Source organism: Aquimarina sp. AU119, from assembly GCF_900312735.1.
Taxonomy (GTDB): Bacteria; Bacteroidota; Bacteroidia; order Flavobacteriales; family Flavobacteriaceae; genus Aquimarina; species Aquimarina algiphila.
Genome location: NZ_OMPF01000013.1, coordinates 308,502 through 325,985 on the forward strand (window position 1 = coordinate 308,502; position 17,484 = coordinate 325,985).

Below are 17,484 nucleotides of genomic sequence, written 5' to 3' on the forward strand. Positions count from 1 at the left end.
ATTATGTGTGTATTGAACTTACCGAAGTGCTCAGGATCAAATAAAAGCTGGGGTTTACCATAATCATGATCTTGTATTGCAAGTTTTTTATTCAGTAGAAATCACCAAAAACAAGGCTATAAATAAACTATCTAAATATTTTTAGCACAATCCTATTCTATTTTATAAGGATTTGTAAATACAAAAAACTACCTTTATACATATTATAATTACTTTTGGCGCGTTTATTGATGAAAGCAAAAAAACAAACAGGAAAGCCAGAAAATTAATTCCTATAAGACCATAGTGTAAATAGCTACTGAACCTAATTTTCTGACGCTCTTGCTTATACCTTTTGTTGTTTGAATTTACTGGAAAAGAAAATTAAGATTTTTTACTTAAGTAAACTCAGAAGGCAAAGGGTGTCAATAGCTTTTTAAACGAACTAACCATCTTGTACTTCAATAAAAACAGTATACTTGTTTATTTTTGTAAGTATAAGAATATTATATTTTTTATGCTAAAACAACAACTAAATTTTAAATTATCTCAGAAACTTTCTCCACAACAAATTCAGTTGATGAAGTTAATTCAACTTCCTACTCAAGCATTCGAACAACGTTTGAAGCAGGAAATGGAAGAAAACCCCGCTCTGGATGATAGTAAAGAAAAAGCAGATGAATATGAAGACACATTTAGCAATGAAAGTACGGGAGATGATGACTATGGTACCGAAAAAATTGAAGCAGAGATCAATGTAGATGAATACCTTAGTGATGATGAAATTCCAAGCTATAGACTAAGTACCAACAACTATAGCACAGATGATGAAGAAAAAAGTGTACCCTATGCTTCTGGAACATCTTTTCACCAACATCTTATTAATCAATTAAACACCTATAGATTTGATAATGAAGAAAGAGAAATAGCAGAATTTCTGGTAGGTAGCATAGATGAAAGTGGTTATATCAGAAGATCTTTATCTGATATCCTGGATGATCTTGCGTTTACACAAAATGTATATACAACTGAGGAAAAAATAGAAAGCATCTTACAAATTGTACATCAATTAGACCCTGCAGGAGTTGGTGCTCGTAATTTACAAGAATGCCTTTGGCTTCAGTTGGACAGAAAAGAAACAACTATACCTATAAAACTTGCGTCGAATATACTTAAAAAGGCATTTGATCATTTTAGCAAGAAACATTATGATAAACTTTTGGTGAAATTTGATATCACCGAAGATGATTTAAAAGATGCAATTGAAGAAATTGAACATCTCAATCCCAAGCCAGGAGGAGCATATGCAGGCAATAATCGCCTAATTGAACACGTAGTCCCTGATTTTACTATTAGAATTGTAGAAGGAGAATTAGAACTTACTTTAAATGGTCGTAATGCTCCAGAATTACATGTCTCAAGAGAGTACAACAACATGCTTCAAGGCTACAAAGCGAGTAAAGAAAAATCAAAATCACAAAAAGACGCAGTACTATTTATCAAACAAAAATTAGATGCTGCAAAATGGTTTATTGAGGCTGTAAAACAGAGGCAACAAACACTTTTTATTACCATGAGTGCAATAATGCACTATCAAAAAAGTTATTTCCTTAGTGGAGACGAACGAAATCTTAAGCCGATGATCTTAAAAGACATCGCAGATGAGATCGATATGGACGTAAGTACCGTTTCTAGAGTGGCAAACAGCAAATATGTTGATACCCCATATGGAACAAAACTTATCAAAGAATTCTTTTCTGAATCAATGACCAATGATCAAGGAGAAGAAGTCTCTACCAGAGAAATTAAAAAAATACTGGAAATAACTATAGGCGACGAAGACAAGAAAAAACCATTAACGGATGAAAAACTTGCCAAGATGCTTAAGGAAAAGGGGTATCCTATAGCCAGAAGAACTGTAGCTAAATACAGGGAGCAATTAGACATTCCCGTTGCCAGGCTAAGAAAGAAAATTTAATGAACTTTTTTCTAAGAAGCGTTTCATACATTTTACACCCATTATTGATGCCTCTAGTAGGCGCAATAATTTATTTTAAAACAGCTCCAAGGTTTTTTCCAGATGAGATTATTCGAGCCAAAGTCTTTGGTTTAGTTGTTCTTACGATCTTAATACCAATTGTATTATACTTTTTATTAAAAAGCCTAGGCACCATTAGCTCTATACATCTTGAAAATGTAAAACAACGTAAAATACCATTATTACTGCAATCTATTTTATTGATTGTAGTAATCAAAATGATCATTGATATTTACCACTATCCAGAACTGTATTTTTTCTTTTTGGGAATTTTGTTTTCGTCTTTAAGTGCTGTTTTTATGGTACTGTTCAACATTAAAGCAAGTTTACACATGATCGGAATAAGTGGAATTACTATGTTTACGATTACATTAAGTATTCATTTTGGAGTTAACTTAACACTACTCATTGCTGCTTTAATGATTTCTAATGGACTAGTTGCTACATCAAGGTTACACTGCAAAGCACACAGCAATCTAGAACTCATTCTAGGGTTTTTGATTGGTGTAATCCCTCAGCTCACTTTAGCCAACTTCTGGTTATAAAATATAAAACATCAAACCTATTTTAGCCGTATTGAACCCAACAGATTCTCCATTAACTACCGCATCATCATTAAACAATGTGTTTATACTGTAATAGAAGTGAAAATTGAAAGTATTCCATCCAAAAGTAAAAGTAGCTCCAATTCTCCATCGGTTTAACTCTTCAACTTTTGTTTGCTTTACCTCTCCAATAGCTCCCTTAAACCTTGATTGAAAAGAATACAAATATCCCATTCTAATGCCCGTATAAATTCTATAAAACTTGTGCGTTTCTGGCGTTGAAGTACGCCACCTAAACTCTAAAGGAGCTTCAACTAAATGTGTTGTAAATCTATTGGTACTAAAATCGATATCGTCCAGACTACTAAAAACACCTCGCTCTGTTTCCTCTTCTTCTCCTATAAATAAATCTTGATTATAAACATTTAACGAATACCCTAAACCCAAGCCAATTGCAATATTTCGTCTTTTATTTATTGGCATATCTCTGATAAATCCCAAATGAAGACCTCCTGAAAAACCTGACTGACTAATACCTCTGGGCTTATTTAACAGTAAATTATAAGTTACTCCTACGTAAAACTGATCTTCTCGATATAAGGAGTCTATTTCTATTTCTTGATCAGTATCCTGTTCTGTTTCTTGTCCTAAAGAAACAAACATACACGAGAAACAAATGACAAATACAAGTAATCTTTTCATAGAGTTTACTAAAATAAATCTATTTCTTTAAAAATTAGACAAACTTGATAAAAACAAGATCTAAATTATAAAAAACCCTGCCCAAAGACAGGGTTTTATTTTAAATTGAATACACTTCTTGTTTTATCGATTAAAATTATCTTTAGCTTCTCCTCTATTGGTAGTATAATTAATCTTAAGCGCCTGCACTTCTCTTAATTCCTTTTTTATATCCCCAACGAGTCCCATCTTTGTTTCTTTATCCACTTTTAAGGAGGTGATAAGAAAAGGAACCTCTCCTGGTCTTTTAAGTGCTCTTTCAGCCAAGATAAAAGCTTTTATATCCTTTATGTCGGCAAACTTGTCATTAAGCTGAATTCTTGCCTCAGACCCCACATCTCTATATCTTGAACTAGGCTTCCCTGCATAAATATTCATAATGAGCTTAGTATCCAATTTTTCAACTTGATCTGCGTAGGGTAACATATTTTGTATCATTAAAGTGTCATTGCGCATTACCGTTGCTACCATAAAGAAAAAGAGTAGCATAAAAACGATATCTGGTAATGAAGCTGTTGAAATTTCTGGTAATTGAGTGTTTTTCTTATTTTTAAATTTAGACATAACTATAAAAATTAGGTTATTACTGATTTCTTGGTTCTGCTTCAGAAAGTTTCTCTGGAAACATCGATTGAATCTTTTTAACCCGATCCCTTAATTCTTCCTTATTCCCAACATAACGTCCATCTTTTAAATTTTCTTCCATCTCTATAAATGAAACACCATACAATCGCTCTGCTTCTCGATTACGTAATTCTGTATAGGCGGATACTAATTCATTTTGTACCGCTATATAAGTCTCATAATTAGTTTCACGGCTATTAATAAGAGATATAATTGCTTTACTTGGGTGATCAGAAGATTCTATATCCTTATCCCCTTTACAATAGTCACATGCTAGGTCACCTGACCCACCTCCATTATCCAAAAATGCAATCGCTGCCTTCTTAAGGTCTTGAATTTCCATCAAATTACCTTCTACTGATAGTTGATTAAGTTGATTTAATTCAACTTGAAAAAGATTCTTTTTTTTGATTACAACTTCTGGAGAATCTTCGATCAAAGGAGGTAATTTTCTCATTATTCCATAATCTGTTTCTATAGTGGTAGAAACCAAAAAAAAGATGAGTAATAAAAATGCGATATCTGCCATAGATCCCGCATTAACACTAGGTGCTAATCTTCTTGCCATAATAAAAAATATTTAATTAATAATTACTTACAAAATCAGCAAACGGTGATTATAAGCGACAAGAAGTATATAGAAGAAAAATGTAATCGAGCTGCAACTCTTTTATCTAAATATTCAATATCACTTTTGGAAGGTTAGATATCGATTTTTATAAAAATTAAATCACAGTTATCACAAAATTTGGATCAATTGTCATGCCAACATTTTGGTAAGACTAAAAAAAAGAAATATGGATTTATATATTTTTAAAGGACAAATATTAAGAAAAGCTTATAAACTAAAAAATCCCGCCAAAAGGCAGGATTTTTTTATCTAATTAGAATATTTTCTATAGCGCTTTTACCTTAGATTATCCGTTGCTTCACCAGTTCTGGTAGTGTAGTTAATCTTAAGTGCCTGAACATCTCTTAATTCGCTTTTGATATCTCCAACAAGTCCCATATTGGTCTCACCGTCAACTTTTAAAGCTGTTGTTAAAAAGGGAACTAATTCCTCTCTTTTTGATGCTCTTTCTGCCAAAATAAATGCTTTTATATCAGCTACTTCAGCAAATTTATCATTAAGCTGAATTCTTGCCTGAGTACCTGCACTTGCAGCATATCTCGAACTAGGCTTTCCAGCATAAATATACATTACCAAATCTTTTTTATCTAATTTTTCAATTTGATCTGCAACAGGTAATCTATTTTCTATCATCAATGTATTTTGACGCATTACCGTTGCAACCATAAAGAAAAATAATAACATAAATACAATATCTGGTAACGAAGCCGTAGAAATTGCAGGTAATTCACCGCCGCTTTTCTTTTTAAACTTAGACATAAGAATTTTGTTTTACGTTATATTATTTTTTTGGTTCCGCTTCTGAAAGTTTTTCAGGAAACATAAATTGTATCTTCTTGATATCTTCCTTTAACGTTTCTTTACTTCCAGTATAATTAACATCTTTTACATCTTTTTCCATTTGAACAAAAGATTTACCAAAAAGACGTTGAGCTTCTCTATTACGTAACGTTGTATATGCCGCTACCAATTCATTTTGAACTGCAATATATGTGGCATAGTTAGTTTCTCTATTATTACGCAATGAAATTACTGCTTTTGTTGGATTATCTGACGATGATGGATTTTTAGCTCCTTGACAGAATGTACATCCATCGGCTCCTTTTCCTCCACCATTATCCAAAAATGCAATTGCTGCTTCTCTAAGATCCTTCAACTCCATAGGAGCCTCCTCAACCAATAAGTCATTATTCTTATTCAATTCTACAACAAAAATATTTTTTTCCTTTAGAATTGGTGGCTCCACATTATCCTCTTGTGGAGGCGGAAGTTTACGGCTAATACCACTATCAGTTTCGATAGTTGTAGTAACCAGGAAGAATATAAGAAGTAAGAATGCAATATCTGCCATAGATCCTGCATTTACCTCTGGTGCTGCTCTTCTTGCCATAATTATTTACCTATTAATTTTTTAACACCCGAAAGAAACATTAATCCAACTGCAATCGCAGCCAAGAAATAAAATGTATACAATCCGGTTCCTACCCACTTAGATCCACTTGCAGAAAGTATTTCTCCATCTTTTAGCGGGGTTTCAACGCCATCAGCCAATACAAAACCAATTATTGCAATGACAACAAAAGCGACAATTCCTATTGCAGTATTTTTAAGACTTGATGGATTTTTGGCCATAGTCGAAAACACAGCAATTAAAGTAGCTATAATAGTGATAACAAAAACCACCAAAGTAAGCATATATAATGGAGTTACCGAAGGTGCTGCTATTTCTAAAGGAAGTTCTCTAGCTTCAGAAACACCATTTTCGTCCATTAAGGTGCCTATTGAACTACTCATAAGATACCAAAGGATTATCCCTAAGACTCCTACTCCTAGCACAACATATGATAATATTTTAGAAATTTTCATGTGTCTGTTTTTTTAAATTTAGAATACATATCATTAGTATTCCGTTAAACAATAATAATATATAAATAGATGTATAAAATCAATCCTTATACATAGAAGTTTTACACTCCTATTTCTATTATCTTATTATTTCTTGTTTTTGTAAGCTACTAGCATATCGATTAAAGTAATCGAAGCATCTTCCATATCATTTACTATTCTATCAATCTTAGCTACGATGTAGTTATAAAATATCTGAAGAATAATTGCCACAATAAGACCAAATACTGTTGTAAGAAGTGCTACTTTAATACCACCTGCTACAAGAGAAGGCTGCATATCACCAGCTGCTTCAATCTTATCAAAGGCTTGGATCATACCAATTACCGTTCCCATAAACCCAAGCATCGGAGCAAGAGCGATAAATAATGATACCCAAGATACGTTTTTCTCTAATTGTCCCATTTGAACACCACCATAAGCAACAACTGCTTTCTCTGCAGCATCAATACTTTCGTCTGCTCTATCAAGACCTTGATAGTAAATCGATGCAACAGGTCCTTTTGTATTTCTACAAACTTCTTTTGCTGCTTCAACACCACCACTATGTAATGCATCTTCTACATTTTGTTGTAATTTCTTAGTATTCGTTGTAGAAAGATTTAAAAAGATAATTCTTTCAATTGCTATCGCAAGACCTAAGATCAAACATAGAAGTACGATACCCATAAATCCTGGTCCACCTTCTATAAAACGCTTTTTAAGCTCTTGATGGAAGGATAATTCTTCAGCATCAGCAGATTCAGGTGCTTCTTGAATTGTTGTCGTAGTAAGAGGAGCAATTAATAATTGCACATTTGCCGTTAATAACTGGGCTGGTGCAGTAGAAGCTTGTAAGTTTCCAAAAGTCATAACTGCTGCGATTGCCAGAATAGAAAATAATCTTTTCATTGCGCTTATTCTTAATTTTAATTAGTTAAAGGGTTAAAGATATAAAAATAATATAAAATCTATCAAAAAATTAAATATATTGCAGAGAGGAAGGGATTCGAACCCTCGATACGCTTTTGACGTATACACACTTTCCAGGCGTGCGCCTTCGACCACTCGGCCACCTCTCTCTGGTTTCCCCTAAAATTAGGGATCGGCAAATAACAAAAAAAATGTTAACTACTAAAATTTGAGGCGTTAATTTTCAGACATTTCACCTCGTAGCGAGGTTTCATAAATGGTTTTGAGCACTTTAAGTGGTAATTTTTCTCCTAACAAATACATTAATTTTGCTACTGCAGCCTCTGTAGTAATGTCTTTTCCTGATATTACTCCGGCTTTTTTAAGCGCAACACTGGTATCATATTTCCCCATTTCAACACTTCCTCCTGCACATTGAGTAACATTAACTATCGGAACACCTCTTTTAATTGTTGCAGAAATAAGATGTATAAACCACTTTTTTGTAGTTGTATTTCCTGCTCCATACGTCTCTATAATTATCCCTTTTATGGTTTCTGAAGAAAAAATATCTTCAAGAATTCGTTCATTAATTCCTGGAAACATTTTTAGAATTAGAATATCATTATCAAAATGAGTGTGATACACCATTTTTTTTCGTCTGTTTACCGTTCTTAAAAAAGTAGTATTGACTTTAAGATGAACACCAGATTCTACCAACGCGGGATAGTTCATAGATTGAAAAGCTTCAAAATGCTCTGCATTTATCTTTGTAGTTCTATTAGCTCTAAGTAATTTATATTCGAAATAAAGTCCTACTTCTGTTATCACAGGTTTTCCTTTTTTCTGTAATGCAGAAATCTGAACCGCTGTGATCAGGTTCTCTTTAGCATCTGTTCTTAAATCTCCAATAGGCAATTGAGAACCTGTAAAAATAATTGGTTTTGTAAGGTTTTCAAACATAAAACTAATAGCAGAAGCTGTGTACGACATGGTATCACTACCATGAAGCACTACAAATCCATCATAGTTTTCATAATTCTCATTAATGACATCTCCAAGTTCTTTCCATCTATCAACATTCATATCAGATGAGTCAATAGGAGTAGAAAAACTAACGGTATCTATATTACAATCCAATTGCTTAAGCTCAGGGATGTTTAACAACAATTCATCAAAATCAAAAGCAATTAAAGCCCCTGTCTCGAAGTCCTTTATCATTCCGATAGTTCCTCCGGTATAAATAAGTAATATATTCGGTGACGTATTCATATAGCAAATGAACAAAATTTTTGATGATATTTAAATTTATCTAAACTCCAAATACATCTTTAGAATTTTTGGTAGTAATCTCTGCTATTTCTATGACAGGCTTCTCATATATACTCTGGAGTTTTTCGAGGACATTAATTATATAGGAACTCTCATTTCGTTTACCTCTATAAGGAGTAGGCGCCAAATATGGTGCATCAGTTTCTAATACGATATGATCCAAAGAGATCTGATTTAAAAATGTATCAATTTTACCATTTTTAAAAGTGACCACGCCTCCTATGCCTAATTTCATATTATACTCAATAGCACGACGAGCATCTTCTAAAGTTCCTGTAAAACAATGAAAAATCCCAAATAGATCATCCGATTTTTCTAACTCTAGTACTTCAAAAACTTCTTCAAATGCTTCTCTGCAATGTATAACGATGGGTAACTTATGCTTTTTTGCTAATTGGATTTGATATCTGAAGACCTCTTGTTGCTCAGTTAAAAAGCTTTTATCCCAATACAAATCTATTCCTATCTCCCCTATTGCATAAAACTTTTTACCTTCTTTATTACTCAAACGGCTTTCAAGCTCTTTCTCAACATGTGCAAGCTCTTCTTTGTAACTCTCTTTTACATGAGTAGGATGTAAACCTGTCATTAGAAAAACATATTCTGGATATTTCTCTTCGACAGCATACATTGCTTTGGTATATGTAGAATCAATAGCTGGCACAAAGAAACGAGTCACTCCATTTCTTATGGCTCGTTGCATCATTTCATCTTGATCTTCATCAAAGGCTTCGCTATAAATATGCGTATGGGTATCGGTTACTATCATGCGGCAAAAATAATTAAATTTTATGCGCATTAATTATTCTTTTTAGAATATTAATTGCTAATATCTAACCTATGAATATTTCTTAGTTCACACTAATAATACGCTCTAAAGGAATAACTGTAGATTGTTTAAGGATAACCGATTTTTCAGTTATTCCCCATACAGTAGTTTCTACTGCTTTAGAACCTTGGTCATCTGCAAAAATGATTTTTACTTTTTGGTGTTCTAGATTACCTAGACTCATTGCTCTTTTCAATTTATAACGTCGATCTTGTTTTTCTCTTTTACCCTTTAATACTTCTTCATGCGGGAAATGTAAAAATTGTATTTGCTCTTTTTCTATAGCTTGTATTTTATTATGCATTCTCATGACATGTGCTCTTTAAATTATTCTAAAAGTTTAGTAGCATTTTCTCAATAAAAATTACACTTCAGCACGTTACCAGTCCCAAAACACCATATAATTAACAAACTTTATGATATTTCAACAAAAACACAACACCTAGTAAAGAAACAAAAACCAGAAAACCTTATCTCAAACTGGCAAAACTTTAATCTAAATAAAATCACTTCACAACTTTAGCATTTATTTTAAGCCTAAAATAATCTCTCTATTATCTATAGTACAAGAATCTACATAAATTCTAAACCAGCCATTTCCAGAGTTAACCTTATTTCTATTAATTATACTATTTTTACGGCAAGTTTCTTCAAAACAAAACATGAGTACACTCCGAAAATTTTTAACACAAAAAGCATATCAACGAATCAAACTTGTTTTTACAAAAACAAATCATTTTGAAGTTAAAGCGATCCTAAATGGTATTGAAGGAAATTTCATAGTAGATACAGGAGCCTCTAATTCTTGTGTTGGATTTGAAGCTGTCGAGAAATTTAATCTTTTTGCTCAAGACAGCGATGTAAGAGCAGCTGGAGCTGGAGCTACAGACATGCTCACTCAACTTTCTCAAAAAAACTCAATACAAATAGGAAGTTGGTCCAAAAAAAGAGTATCTCTTGTTCTCTTTGATCTTAACCATGTCAATGCTGCACTTATAGCACATCATGCAGAACCGGTAGACGGTATTATCGGAGCAGATATTCTAAAAAGAGGTAAAGCTATTATTGATTACGAAAGAACTTGCATGTATTTAAAGTAAAAAACTAACATTATCATGTAATATATTTTATCAAATTTTCCTCTTCAAAAAATATAGTTGCAAAAAACTCTGAGATTTCGGGTTTTAAACAAATATTACTTAAATTTAATAAATCAGATCTTGTTATTTCTAATGATAATAAGCAATTCATTTATATAATGAAATATGATGAAATATTTCTTAACGTATTTCATCATTAAGTTTACTTACAGAAGCACCATTAGAAAATCAACTTACCCCAGAGATCTAAATTGAAGTTTTAATATTACTTATTACCAGCACATCTGTCAAGACATACATGATACCTCAAATTTATTCTTTGTTAACTTTTGTCACGTTTTATAGAACAATAAACCGAAGTTAAAAGAATACAATCGTATCATATTCTAATGAATTATTAATTAAAACAATTAAAATTATGGAATTTTATCTTTCTCAGATCGTGTATTGGGCGTGCAATTTTGCGCCTAGAGCTTGGGCTTTTTGTGCTGGTGCACTACTCCCCATATCCAGCAACACCGCATTATTTTCACTTATAGGAACAACTTATGGTGGGGATGGCAGAACAACTTTTGCCTTACCTGATTTAAGAGGGCGAGCGCCTATTGGTTTTGGCAATGGACCTGGCTTATCTGATTATCGATTAGGATCAAAAGGTGGTCAAGAAGTAGTAACCTTAAATATATTACAAATACCATCACATAATCATATTATCGATACTTCTGATCTGAATATTGCTGTACAAATGAGTGTAAATAGTGGTCAGGCAGATACACATACCCCTACTAGTGGCGTATCAATAGCCGCTCCTTATGATGCTAGTAATTTAGCTGAAATTTCGGGATATAATTCAACAACTCCAGATATACCCATAGCAGGTGCTATAGGTGCAATTACTGGAAATGCAACGACTCTAAATACGGGAGGAAGTCAATATCACGAAAACAGAATGCCATATCTAACATTGAATCCTTGTATTTGTATTCAAGGCCTTTTTCCTTCTAGAAGCTAAGCATTCGTATGAAAAGCAAGGTCTATTCCATTTCAGATAAGAACTTGTATTGCATGTCACCTAGTGTGTTGTTTGAAAAAATAATCAAACAACATACTTTTTATCTTAAAAAATTATGAATCCTATCAAAATTGGTTTTCTAACTCCATACTCTAGCATTTATCCCAATTTCTTTCCTCATCTTGCTACAGGGTTCTATCTTGGTCTTGGTCAAAAACCAGGAAGAAGAGCAGATATAGAATTAATACCTGAATTTGCAGGTTCGGGAGGAATACCTTCTGTAGTAGAGGCCACCAAGAAACTACTCAACTTTAGTAATGTTGATATCATTTCAGGAATGATTAGCTATCGATCTCTTCCCGACCTAATTCCGCTTATTGATAGCAGAAAAAACGCTATAGGTTTCTTTTTTGACATGGGAGAAATGTTGCCTACTTTTGACTATCATAGTCCGAACATATTTTTTAACTCTCACCAATTATATCAAAGTCAATATGCATTAGGCTATTGGGCTCAAAAAGAATATAAAGCACCTGGATTTATAATCACACCTATATACAATTCGGGATACCAACTACACACCTCTTTTCAAGCAGGTGTTCGGGATGCTGGAGGTAACACTATTTTACAAGCTGTTATTCCTTATGACAACAACAATCCTCATCATCTTAATATTGAAGATATCTTAGAAAAGATAAGAAAAGAAGCACCAGCATACGTACACGCACTCTTTGTTGGCCCTCAAGGCAATGAATTTCTTAACCTATGGAAATCAAAATCATGGACAAAAGATATCCCACTACTTGTTGCTGAAAACATGTTGTATCCCGATATGTTAGATGATGTAAAACATTTAGGATTAAATCTATATGGAGCCATGTTATGGAACCCGGATATAGAATATAAAATAAATAAACAATTCGTAAAAAAATTCAAACAAAACTCTGGTCAATCTCCTAATCTTTATGCACTACAAGGATATGAAGCGGGACTTATGTTTAGAGAATTATTACATCCTCTAAAAAAACGACATTGGGATATTGTAAAGGAAAAATTACAAAACACAAATATTGAAGGGCCTAGGGGTGTCAAAAACTTCTGTTCCAAAAGAGGGTTCTTAACACCAGATATTGATATTGTAAAAACAAGAACAGATAGCTCAGGAATTTATAATACCGTCATCGCTATTGGAAAAAAAATGAACAGCAATGTAACAACAACTCTTCTTCAGGAAGAGATAGATTCTGGATGGGTAAATCCATATTTATGCATTTAGAATTAAAACAATGTTATAACACTATGAAATTTATCCAACACAAACTAATAACATAGTCTATACATATCGCCATTAAAACCTTTACCTAATGAAAAGAATAATACTTTTATGCTTCATATCCTTTAGCTTCTTTAATGTAGCTATAGCTTATGCGCATAGTAAAAAAAATACATTATCTATAAAAGAGACGAATCACACTACAGCTTTTGTTTCTGATTTTTTCTCAACATTAGATTTTGGAGCTGACCCAATAGATGCATATACTATCACAAAAAAAATAAACGAGCTAAGTTACTATGCACCGACAACTCCTAGTACTCCAGGTACAGCAACTACATTTACAGGAACAGATTTTTTTTTAGAACCCTCTGCAGTAGCACTAAGCACCACTCAATTTGTAATAGCGTATAGATCTTCTGCTTCTGGCACGCCTGGAGAAGCCATTGTAGGAACACTTTCTGGAAATGCGATCAGCTTTGGGAACAGAACACAATTTGCTAGTACCGTAGGCGCTACACATACTGCTATTTCTGCTATAAGTGCCACACAATTTATCGTTGCTTTTGAAGATGAACGCGGAGTTGCTGATGTAGGAGAAATGAGAATAGGCACGGTATCTGGTAATACTATTTCTTTTGGTAGCTCATTTGATTTTGCACCCGGAGATGTTGATGCAATAGAGATGGAGGCTTTATCTTCAAGCAGTCATATAGTAGTCTATCGAGATGTCGAGGATAGTAATCGCGGAAAAGCAAAAATAATTACAGTAAGTGGAGCAACGCTATCCTTTGGAACAGCAGCAACTTTTTTAACAGACGCAACGATCTGGACCGGTCTGGATGTATTGTCTCCTAGCACTTTTGTAGTTGTTTATCAGGCAACTACTGCTGGTTCTGAAGGAGGAGCCGTTATAGGGTCGGTCAGTGGATCAACCATTATTTTAGGTAGTGCAAACATTTTCGAAACTAATTGTAGACAAGTTGATGTAGTAGCTATTTCATCCAATAAGTTTGTAGTTTCTTATGACGACGACGATGATGGAAATGGTTATGTACAGGTAGGATCCGTTAGTGGGACAACAATAACAGGATATGGAACACGCCAGCAATTAGTCACAACCGTGGGAGGAGTACGATTAGCTCCTTCCTCTTCTGATAAATTTATAGCTATGTATACTCCTACAAGCGGTACTGATCCAACATATGCTAAGGAAGGTGAAGTTATAGGAACAGATATTACATTAAGTGCTCAAGCAACTATACATAGCGGCAATAGCGACATTCAAGCTATGGAAGTTGTCCAACTTGATAATGGGAAACATATCTATATCTATCAAGATGAATCTAATGGTAGTGTAGGAAAAGCTATTTATGGCGAAGCTTCTTCACCTACTCCTACCCCAAATCTTACAGCTACCCTCACAGATGCTTTACTAATTGATAACATATCTAATGGATTAGTAAATCCAGGAGAGACACTAAGATATACCACAACTATTACAAATAGTGATGCAGATGCAACTGGAGTCAACTATACGATTTCTACAGATGCGTTAACTACATTGGTAGTTGGGTCTGTCACCACCACGCAAGGCACTGTGACTACAGGAAATACAGCAGGAGATACTTCTACCGCAATAAACATAGGCACTATTACAGATGGATCATCAGTAACCATAACATTTGACGTTATCGTAGAAACTCCCGTAGCAAGCCCAGCAACGATAAGCTTGCAAGGAACTATAAGTGGAACTAACTTCACAACATTTGACACTAATGATCCTGCTACCGTAGCTGCAGCAGACGCCACAGAGATTTCTTTTGATGGAGTTGCACCAACAGGATATAGCGTAGCAATCGATCAAAGTCCAATCAATGCCGGAAACACCAATGCAGTGAGTTACACATTCTCTGCTGCAGAAGTAGGGGCAACATACAACTATACCTTTAGTAGTTCTGGGGGAGCAGGAACAGTAACAGGTTCAGGGACCGTAGCAAGTGCAACAGCAACAATATCAGGAATTAACCTAAGCGGCTTAACAGACGGAACAATAACATTAAGTGTAACACTAACCGATGTAAATGGAAATACTGGTAGTGCTGCAACTGATACAGAAACTAAAGAAACTGTAGCTCCAACGGGATATAGTGTAGCAATCGATCAAAGTCCAATCAATGCCGGAAATACCAATGCCGTGAGTTACACATTCTCTGCTGCAGAAGTAGGAGCAACATACAACTACACCTTTAGTAGTTCTGGGGGAGCAGGAACAGTAACAGGATCAGGAACCGTGGCAAGTGCAACAGCAACAATATCAGGAATTAACCTAAGTGGTTTAGCAGACGGAACAATAACATTAAGTGTAACACTAACCGATGTAAATGGAAATACTGGTAGTGCTGCAACTGACACAGAAACTAAAGAAACTGTAGCTCCAACGGGATATAGTGTAGCAATCGATCAAAGTCCTATCAATTCTGGAAATACCAATGCAGTGAGTTACACATTCTCTGCTGCAGAAGTAGGGGCAACATACAACTACACCTTTAGTAGCTCTGGTGGAGCAGGAACAGTAACAGGTTCAGGAACCGTGGCAAATGCAACAGCAACAATATCAGGAATTAACCTAAGCGGCTTAACAGACGGAACAATAACATTAAGTGTAACACTAACCGATGTAAATGGTAATACCGGTAGTGCTGCAACTGATACAGAAACTAAAGAAACCGTAGCTCCAACAGGATATAGTGTAGCAATCGATCAAAGTCCAATCAATGCCGGAAATACCAATGCAGTGAGTTATACATTTTCTGCTGCAGAAGTAGGCGCAACATACAACTACACCTTTAGCAGTTCTGGTGGAGCAGGAACAGTAACAGGTTCAGGAACCGTGGCAAGTGCAGCAGCAACAATATCAGGAATTAACCTAAGCGGCTTAGCAGACGGAACAATAACACTAAGTGTAACACTAACCGATGTAAATGGAAATACTGGTAGTGCTGCAACCGATACAGAAACCAAAGAAGCCCAACCACCATCTGGATATAGTGTAGCAATTGATCAAAGTCCAATCAACGCCGGAAATACTAATGCTGTGAGTTATACATTCTCTGCTGCAGAAGTAGGCGCAACCTACAACTATACCTTTAGTAGTTCTGGGGGAGCAGGAACAGTAACAGGTTCAGGAACCGTAGCAAGTGCAACAGCAACAATATCAGGAATTAACCTAAGCGGTTTAACAAACGGAACAATAACATTAAGCGTAACACTAACCGATGTAAATGGTAATACCGGTAGTGCTGCAACTGACACAGAAACTAAAGATACTCAAGCACCAACAGGATATACTGTAGTAATTGACCAAAGTCCTATCAATTCTGGAAATACCAATGCAGTGAGTTACACATTCTCTTCTGCAGAAGTAGGGGCAACATACAACTACACCTTTAGTAGCTCTGGTGGAGCAGGAACAATTACTGGGTCTGGGACTATTGTTACAACCACTGATCAAATCACCGGTATAGATCTAAGCGGATTAAGCGATGGTACAGTTACTCTATTAGTTACACTCACAGACCCTGCAGGAAATGAAGGTCTGGAAACTATGGATACTGTAAACAAAAATGCTTTACCTCCAGCAGCTAGTATCGTCATAAGTGATACCGCACTAACCATAGGCGAAACCGCTATAATTACCATCACCTTTTCTGAGGCTGTGACAGGGTTCGACAATACAGATTTAGCTGTACCTAATGGAACACTTACTACAGTAACCTCTTCTGATGGAAATATTACATTTACAGCAACCTATACCCCCACAAGCGATATTGAAGATGATACTAACATCATTGTTCTCGATAATACCGGAGTAACTGATAGTGCTGGTAATACCGGAACAGGAACAACAGATTCTCTTAACTTTAGTATTGATCTAATACAACCTACAGTAACAGTAGAAATTGACGACAATCAATTAATGACAGGTGAGACTGCTACTGTAACCATTACTTTTTCTGAGGCAGTAACAGGCTTTGATAATACAGACTTAACAATACAAAATGGAGTTCTTACTGATGTAAGCTCTTTTGATGGTGACATTACTTTTACCGCAATTTTCACTCCAACTCAAGATATTCAAGATGACACCAATATCATTACTATTGATAACACAGGGTTTACAGATATAGCTGGAAATTCTGGCATAGGGACTACAGACTCAGTAATTTTTAGCATCAATACCTTGGCCCCACCAGCAACTACCTTAACTTTTAACAATGGGTTTTCACCTAATGGTGATGGAATAAATGATACTTGGGTCATCGAGGGATTAGAAAATTTCCCAAGTCATAAAATTCAACTTTTTAATAGGTCTGGAAATCGAATTTTTGAAGCAGTAGATTATCAAAACGATTGGAACGGGGAAGCCAAAGTTAGTTCATCATTTGGAAACGGAAGACTTCCTGCAGGTTCATATTATTATATTATTGAAACAGGTACAGCAGAAGTAGCTCCATTCACTGGTTGGATATACATCAATTACTAACTCTATTTAGGCTTGGAAAAAGTTCCAGCTTCCAACTA

16 protein-coding genes and 1 tRNA gene are annotated in these 17,484 nt (G+C 34.8%); 6 read left to right on the forward strand and 11 right to left on the reverse strand.

Annotation, left to right across the window (positions count from 1 at the left end; translation table 11 throughout):
• Positions 1–496: 496 nt before the first annotated feature.
• Both rpoN and DK442_RS09880 read left to right on the forward strand, forming a co-directional pair.
• A complete protein-coding gene (gene rpoN, locus DK442_RS09875) occupies positions 497–1,957 on the forward strand; it encodes an RNA polymerase factor sigma-54 (RefSeq protein WP_109435697.1) in 1,461 nt (486 codons plus the stop codon).
• 47 nt (positions 1,958–2,004) lie between these two features.
• Entirely contained in the window at positions 2,005–2,562 is a 558-nt protein-coding gene (locus DK442_RS09880; protein WP_235010937.1) for a hypothetical protein, read from the forward strand.
• Here the strand turns inward: DK442_RS09880 and DK442_RS09885 are convergent.
• The 11 genes from DK442_RS09885 to DK442_RS09935 form a co-directional block, all read right to left on the reverse strand.
• The gene (locus DK442_RS09885; RefSeq protein ID WP_109435699.1) at positions 2,557–3,264 is read right to left on the reverse strand and encodes a porin family protein; all 708 of its coding nucleotides are present in this window, start codon (positions 3,262–3,264) and stop codon (positions 2,557–2,559) included. The genes DK442_RS09880 and DK442_RS09885 overlap by 6 nt on opposite strands.
• Before the next feature lie 123 nt (positions 3,265–3,387).
• Positions 3,388–3,867 carry a biopolymer transporter ExbD gene (locus tag DK442_RS09890; protein WP_109435700.1) on the reverse strand — a complete coding sequence of 160 codons (480 nt, stop codon included), beginning with the start codon at positions 3,865–3,867 and terminating at the stop codon, positions 3,388–3,390.
• A gap of 19 nt (positions 3,868–3,886) precedes the next feature.
• The gene (locus tag DK442_RS09895) at positions 3,887–4,495 is read right to left on the reverse strand and encodes a biopolymer transporter ExbD (protein ID WP_109435701.1); all 609 of its coding nucleotides are present in this window, start codon (positions 4,493–4,495) and stop codon (positions 3,887–3,889) included.
• A gap of 339 nt (positions 4,496–4,834) precedes the next feature.
• Positions 4,835–5,317 carry a biopolymer transporter ExbD gene (locus tag DK442_RS09900; protein ID WP_109435702.1) on the reverse strand — a complete coding sequence of 161 codons (483 nt, stop codon included), beginning with the start codon at positions 5,315–5,317 and terminating at the stop codon, positions 4,835–4,837.
• A gap of 22 nt (positions 5,318–5,339) precedes the next feature.
• Positions 5,340–5,948 carry a biopolymer transporter ExbD gene (locus DK442_RS09905; RefSeq protein ID WP_109435703.1) on the reverse strand — a complete coding sequence of 203 codons (609 nt, stop codon included), beginning with the start codon at positions 5,946–5,948 and terminating at the stop codon, positions 5,340–5,342.
• A 2-nt stretch (positions 5,949–5,950) separates the two neighbouring features.
• Positions 5,951–6,424, reverse strand: coding sequence for a hypothetical protein (locus DK442_RS09910; protein WP_109435704.1), 474 nt, complete (start codon positions 6,422–6,424; stop codon positions 5,951–5,953).
• 126 nt (positions 6,425–6,550) lie between these two features.
• On the reverse strand, positions 6,551–7,354 hold the full coding sequence (locus DK442_RS09915) for a MotA/TolQ/ExbB proton channel family protein (protein WP_109435705.1): 804 nt from the start codon (positions 7,352–7,354) through the stop codon (positions 6,551–6,553).
• An 82-nt stretch (positions 7,355–7,436) separates the two neighbouring features.
• Positions 7,437–7,524: transfer RNA gene (locus tag DK442_RS09920), tRNA-Ser, on the reverse strand.
• Positions 7,525–7,591: 67 nt separating this feature from the next.
• A complete protein-coding gene (locus DK442_RS09925) occupies positions 7,592–8,626 on the reverse strand; it encodes an asparaginase (RefSeq protein WP_109435706.1) in 1,035 nt (344 codons plus the stop codon).
• Positions 8,627–8,666: 40 nt separating this feature from the next.
• The gene (locus DK442_RS09930; RefSeq protein ID WP_109435707.1) at positions 8,667–9,455 is read right to left on the reverse strand and encodes a TatD family hydrolase; all 789 of its coding nucleotides are present in this window, start codon (positions 9,453–9,455) and stop codon (positions 8,667–8,669) included.
• Positions 9,456–9,537: 82 nt separating this feature from the next.
• Positions 9,538–9,819, reverse strand: coding sequence for a hypothetical protein (locus DK442_RS09935; RefSeq protein WP_109435918.1), 282 nt, complete (start codon positions 9,817–9,819; stop codon positions 9,538–9,540).
• Between the two features lie 358 nt (positions 9,820–10,177).
• On the opposite strand from DK442_RS09935, the gene DK442_RS09940 reads away from it, so the two are divergent.
• The 4 genes from DK442_RS09940 to DK442_RS09955 all read left to right on the forward strand — a co-directional run bounded on the left by DK442_RS09940 (position 10,178) and on the right by DK442_RS09955 (position 17,446).
• Positions 10,178–10,615, forward strand: coding sequence for a retropepsin-like aspartic protease (locus DK442_RS09940; protein ID WP_109435708.1), 438 nt, complete (start codon positions 10,178–10,180; stop codon positions 10,613–10,615).
• Positions 10,616–11,033: 418 nt separating this feature from the next.
• Positions 11,034–11,627, forward strand: coding sequence for a phage tail protein (locus DK442_RS09945; RefSeq protein WP_109435709.1), 594 nt, complete (start codon positions 11,034–11,036; stop codon positions 11,625–11,627).
• A 115-nt stretch (positions 11,628–11,742) separates the two neighbouring features.
• Entirely contained in the window at positions 11,743–12,903 is a 1,161-nt protein-coding gene (locus tag DK442_RS09950) for an ABC transporter substrate-binding protein (protein ID WP_109435710.1), read from the forward strand.
• Between the two features lie 88 nt (positions 12,904–12,991).
• Positions 12,992–17,446: an Ig-like domain-containing protein gene (locus DK442_RS09955; RefSeq protein WP_109435711.1), complete on the forward strand. Its 4,455-nt coding sequence runs from the start codon at positions 12,992–12,994 to the stop codon at positions 17,444–17,446.
• Positions 17,447–17,484: the final 38 nt, after the last annotated feature.

Coding starts and splice junctions, on each gene's coding strand:
- DK442_RS09890 (WP_109435700.1), bottom strand. CDS start 3,867: ATGTCTAAATTTAAAAATAAGAAAAACACTCAATTACCAGAAATTTCA.
- rpoN (WP_109435697.1), top strand. CDS start 497: ATGCTAAAACAACAACTAAATTTTAAATTATCTCAGAAACTTTCTCCA.
- DK442_RS09895 (WP_109435701.1), bottom strand. CDS start 4,495: ATGGCAAGAAGATTAGCACCTAGTGTTAATGCGGGATCTATGGCAGAT.
- DK442_RS09940 (WP_109435708.1), top strand. CDS start 10,178: ATGAGTACACTCCGAAAATTTTTAACACAAAAAGCATATCAACGAATC.
- DK442_RS09925 (WP_109435706.1), bottom strand. CDS start 8,626: ATGAATACGTCACCGAATATATTACTTATTTATACCGGAGGAACTATC.
- DK442_RS09930 (WP_109435707.1), bottom strand. CDS start 9,455: ATGATAGTAACCGATACCCATACGCATATTTATAGCGAAGCCTTTGAT.
- DK442_RS09910 (WP_109435704.1), bottom strand. CDS start 6,424: ATGAAAATTTCTAAAATATTATCATATGTTGTGCTAGGAGTAGGAGTC.
- DK442_RS09880 (WP_235010937.1), top strand. CDS start 2,005: ATGCCTCTAGTAGGCGCAATAATTTATTTTAAAACAGCTCCAAGGTTT.
- DK442_RS09900 (WP_109435702.1), bottom strand. CDS start 5,317: ATGTCTAAGTTTAAAAAGAAAAGCGGCGGTGAATTACCTGCAATTTCT.
- DK442_RS09945 (WP_109435709.1), top strand. CDS start 11,034: ATGGAATTTTATCTTTCTCAGATCGTGTATTGGGCGTGCAATTTTGCG.
- DK442_RS09905 (WP_109435703.1), bottom strand. CDS start 5,948: ATGGCAAGAAGAGCAGCACCAGAGGTAAATGCAGGATCTATGGCAGAT.
- DK442_RS09955 (WP_109435711.1), top strand. CDS start 12,992: ATGAAAAGAATAATACTTTTATGCTTCATATCCTTTAGCTTCTTTAAT.
- DK442_RS09885 (WP_109435699.1), bottom strand. CDS start 3,264: ATGAAAAGATTACTTGTATTTGTCATTTGTTTCTCGTGTATGTTTGTT.
- DK442_RS09915 (WP_109435705.1), bottom strand. CDS start 7,354: ATGAAAAGATTATTTTCTATTCTGGCAATCGCAGCAGTTATGACTTTT.
- DK442_RS09950 (WP_109435710.1), top strand. CDS start 11,743: ATGAATCCTATCAAAATTGGTTTTCTAACTCCATACTCTAGCATTTAT.
- DK442_RS09935 (WP_109435918.1), bottom strand. CDS start 9,819: ATGCATAATAAAATACAAGCTATAGAAAAAGAGCAAATACAATTTTTA.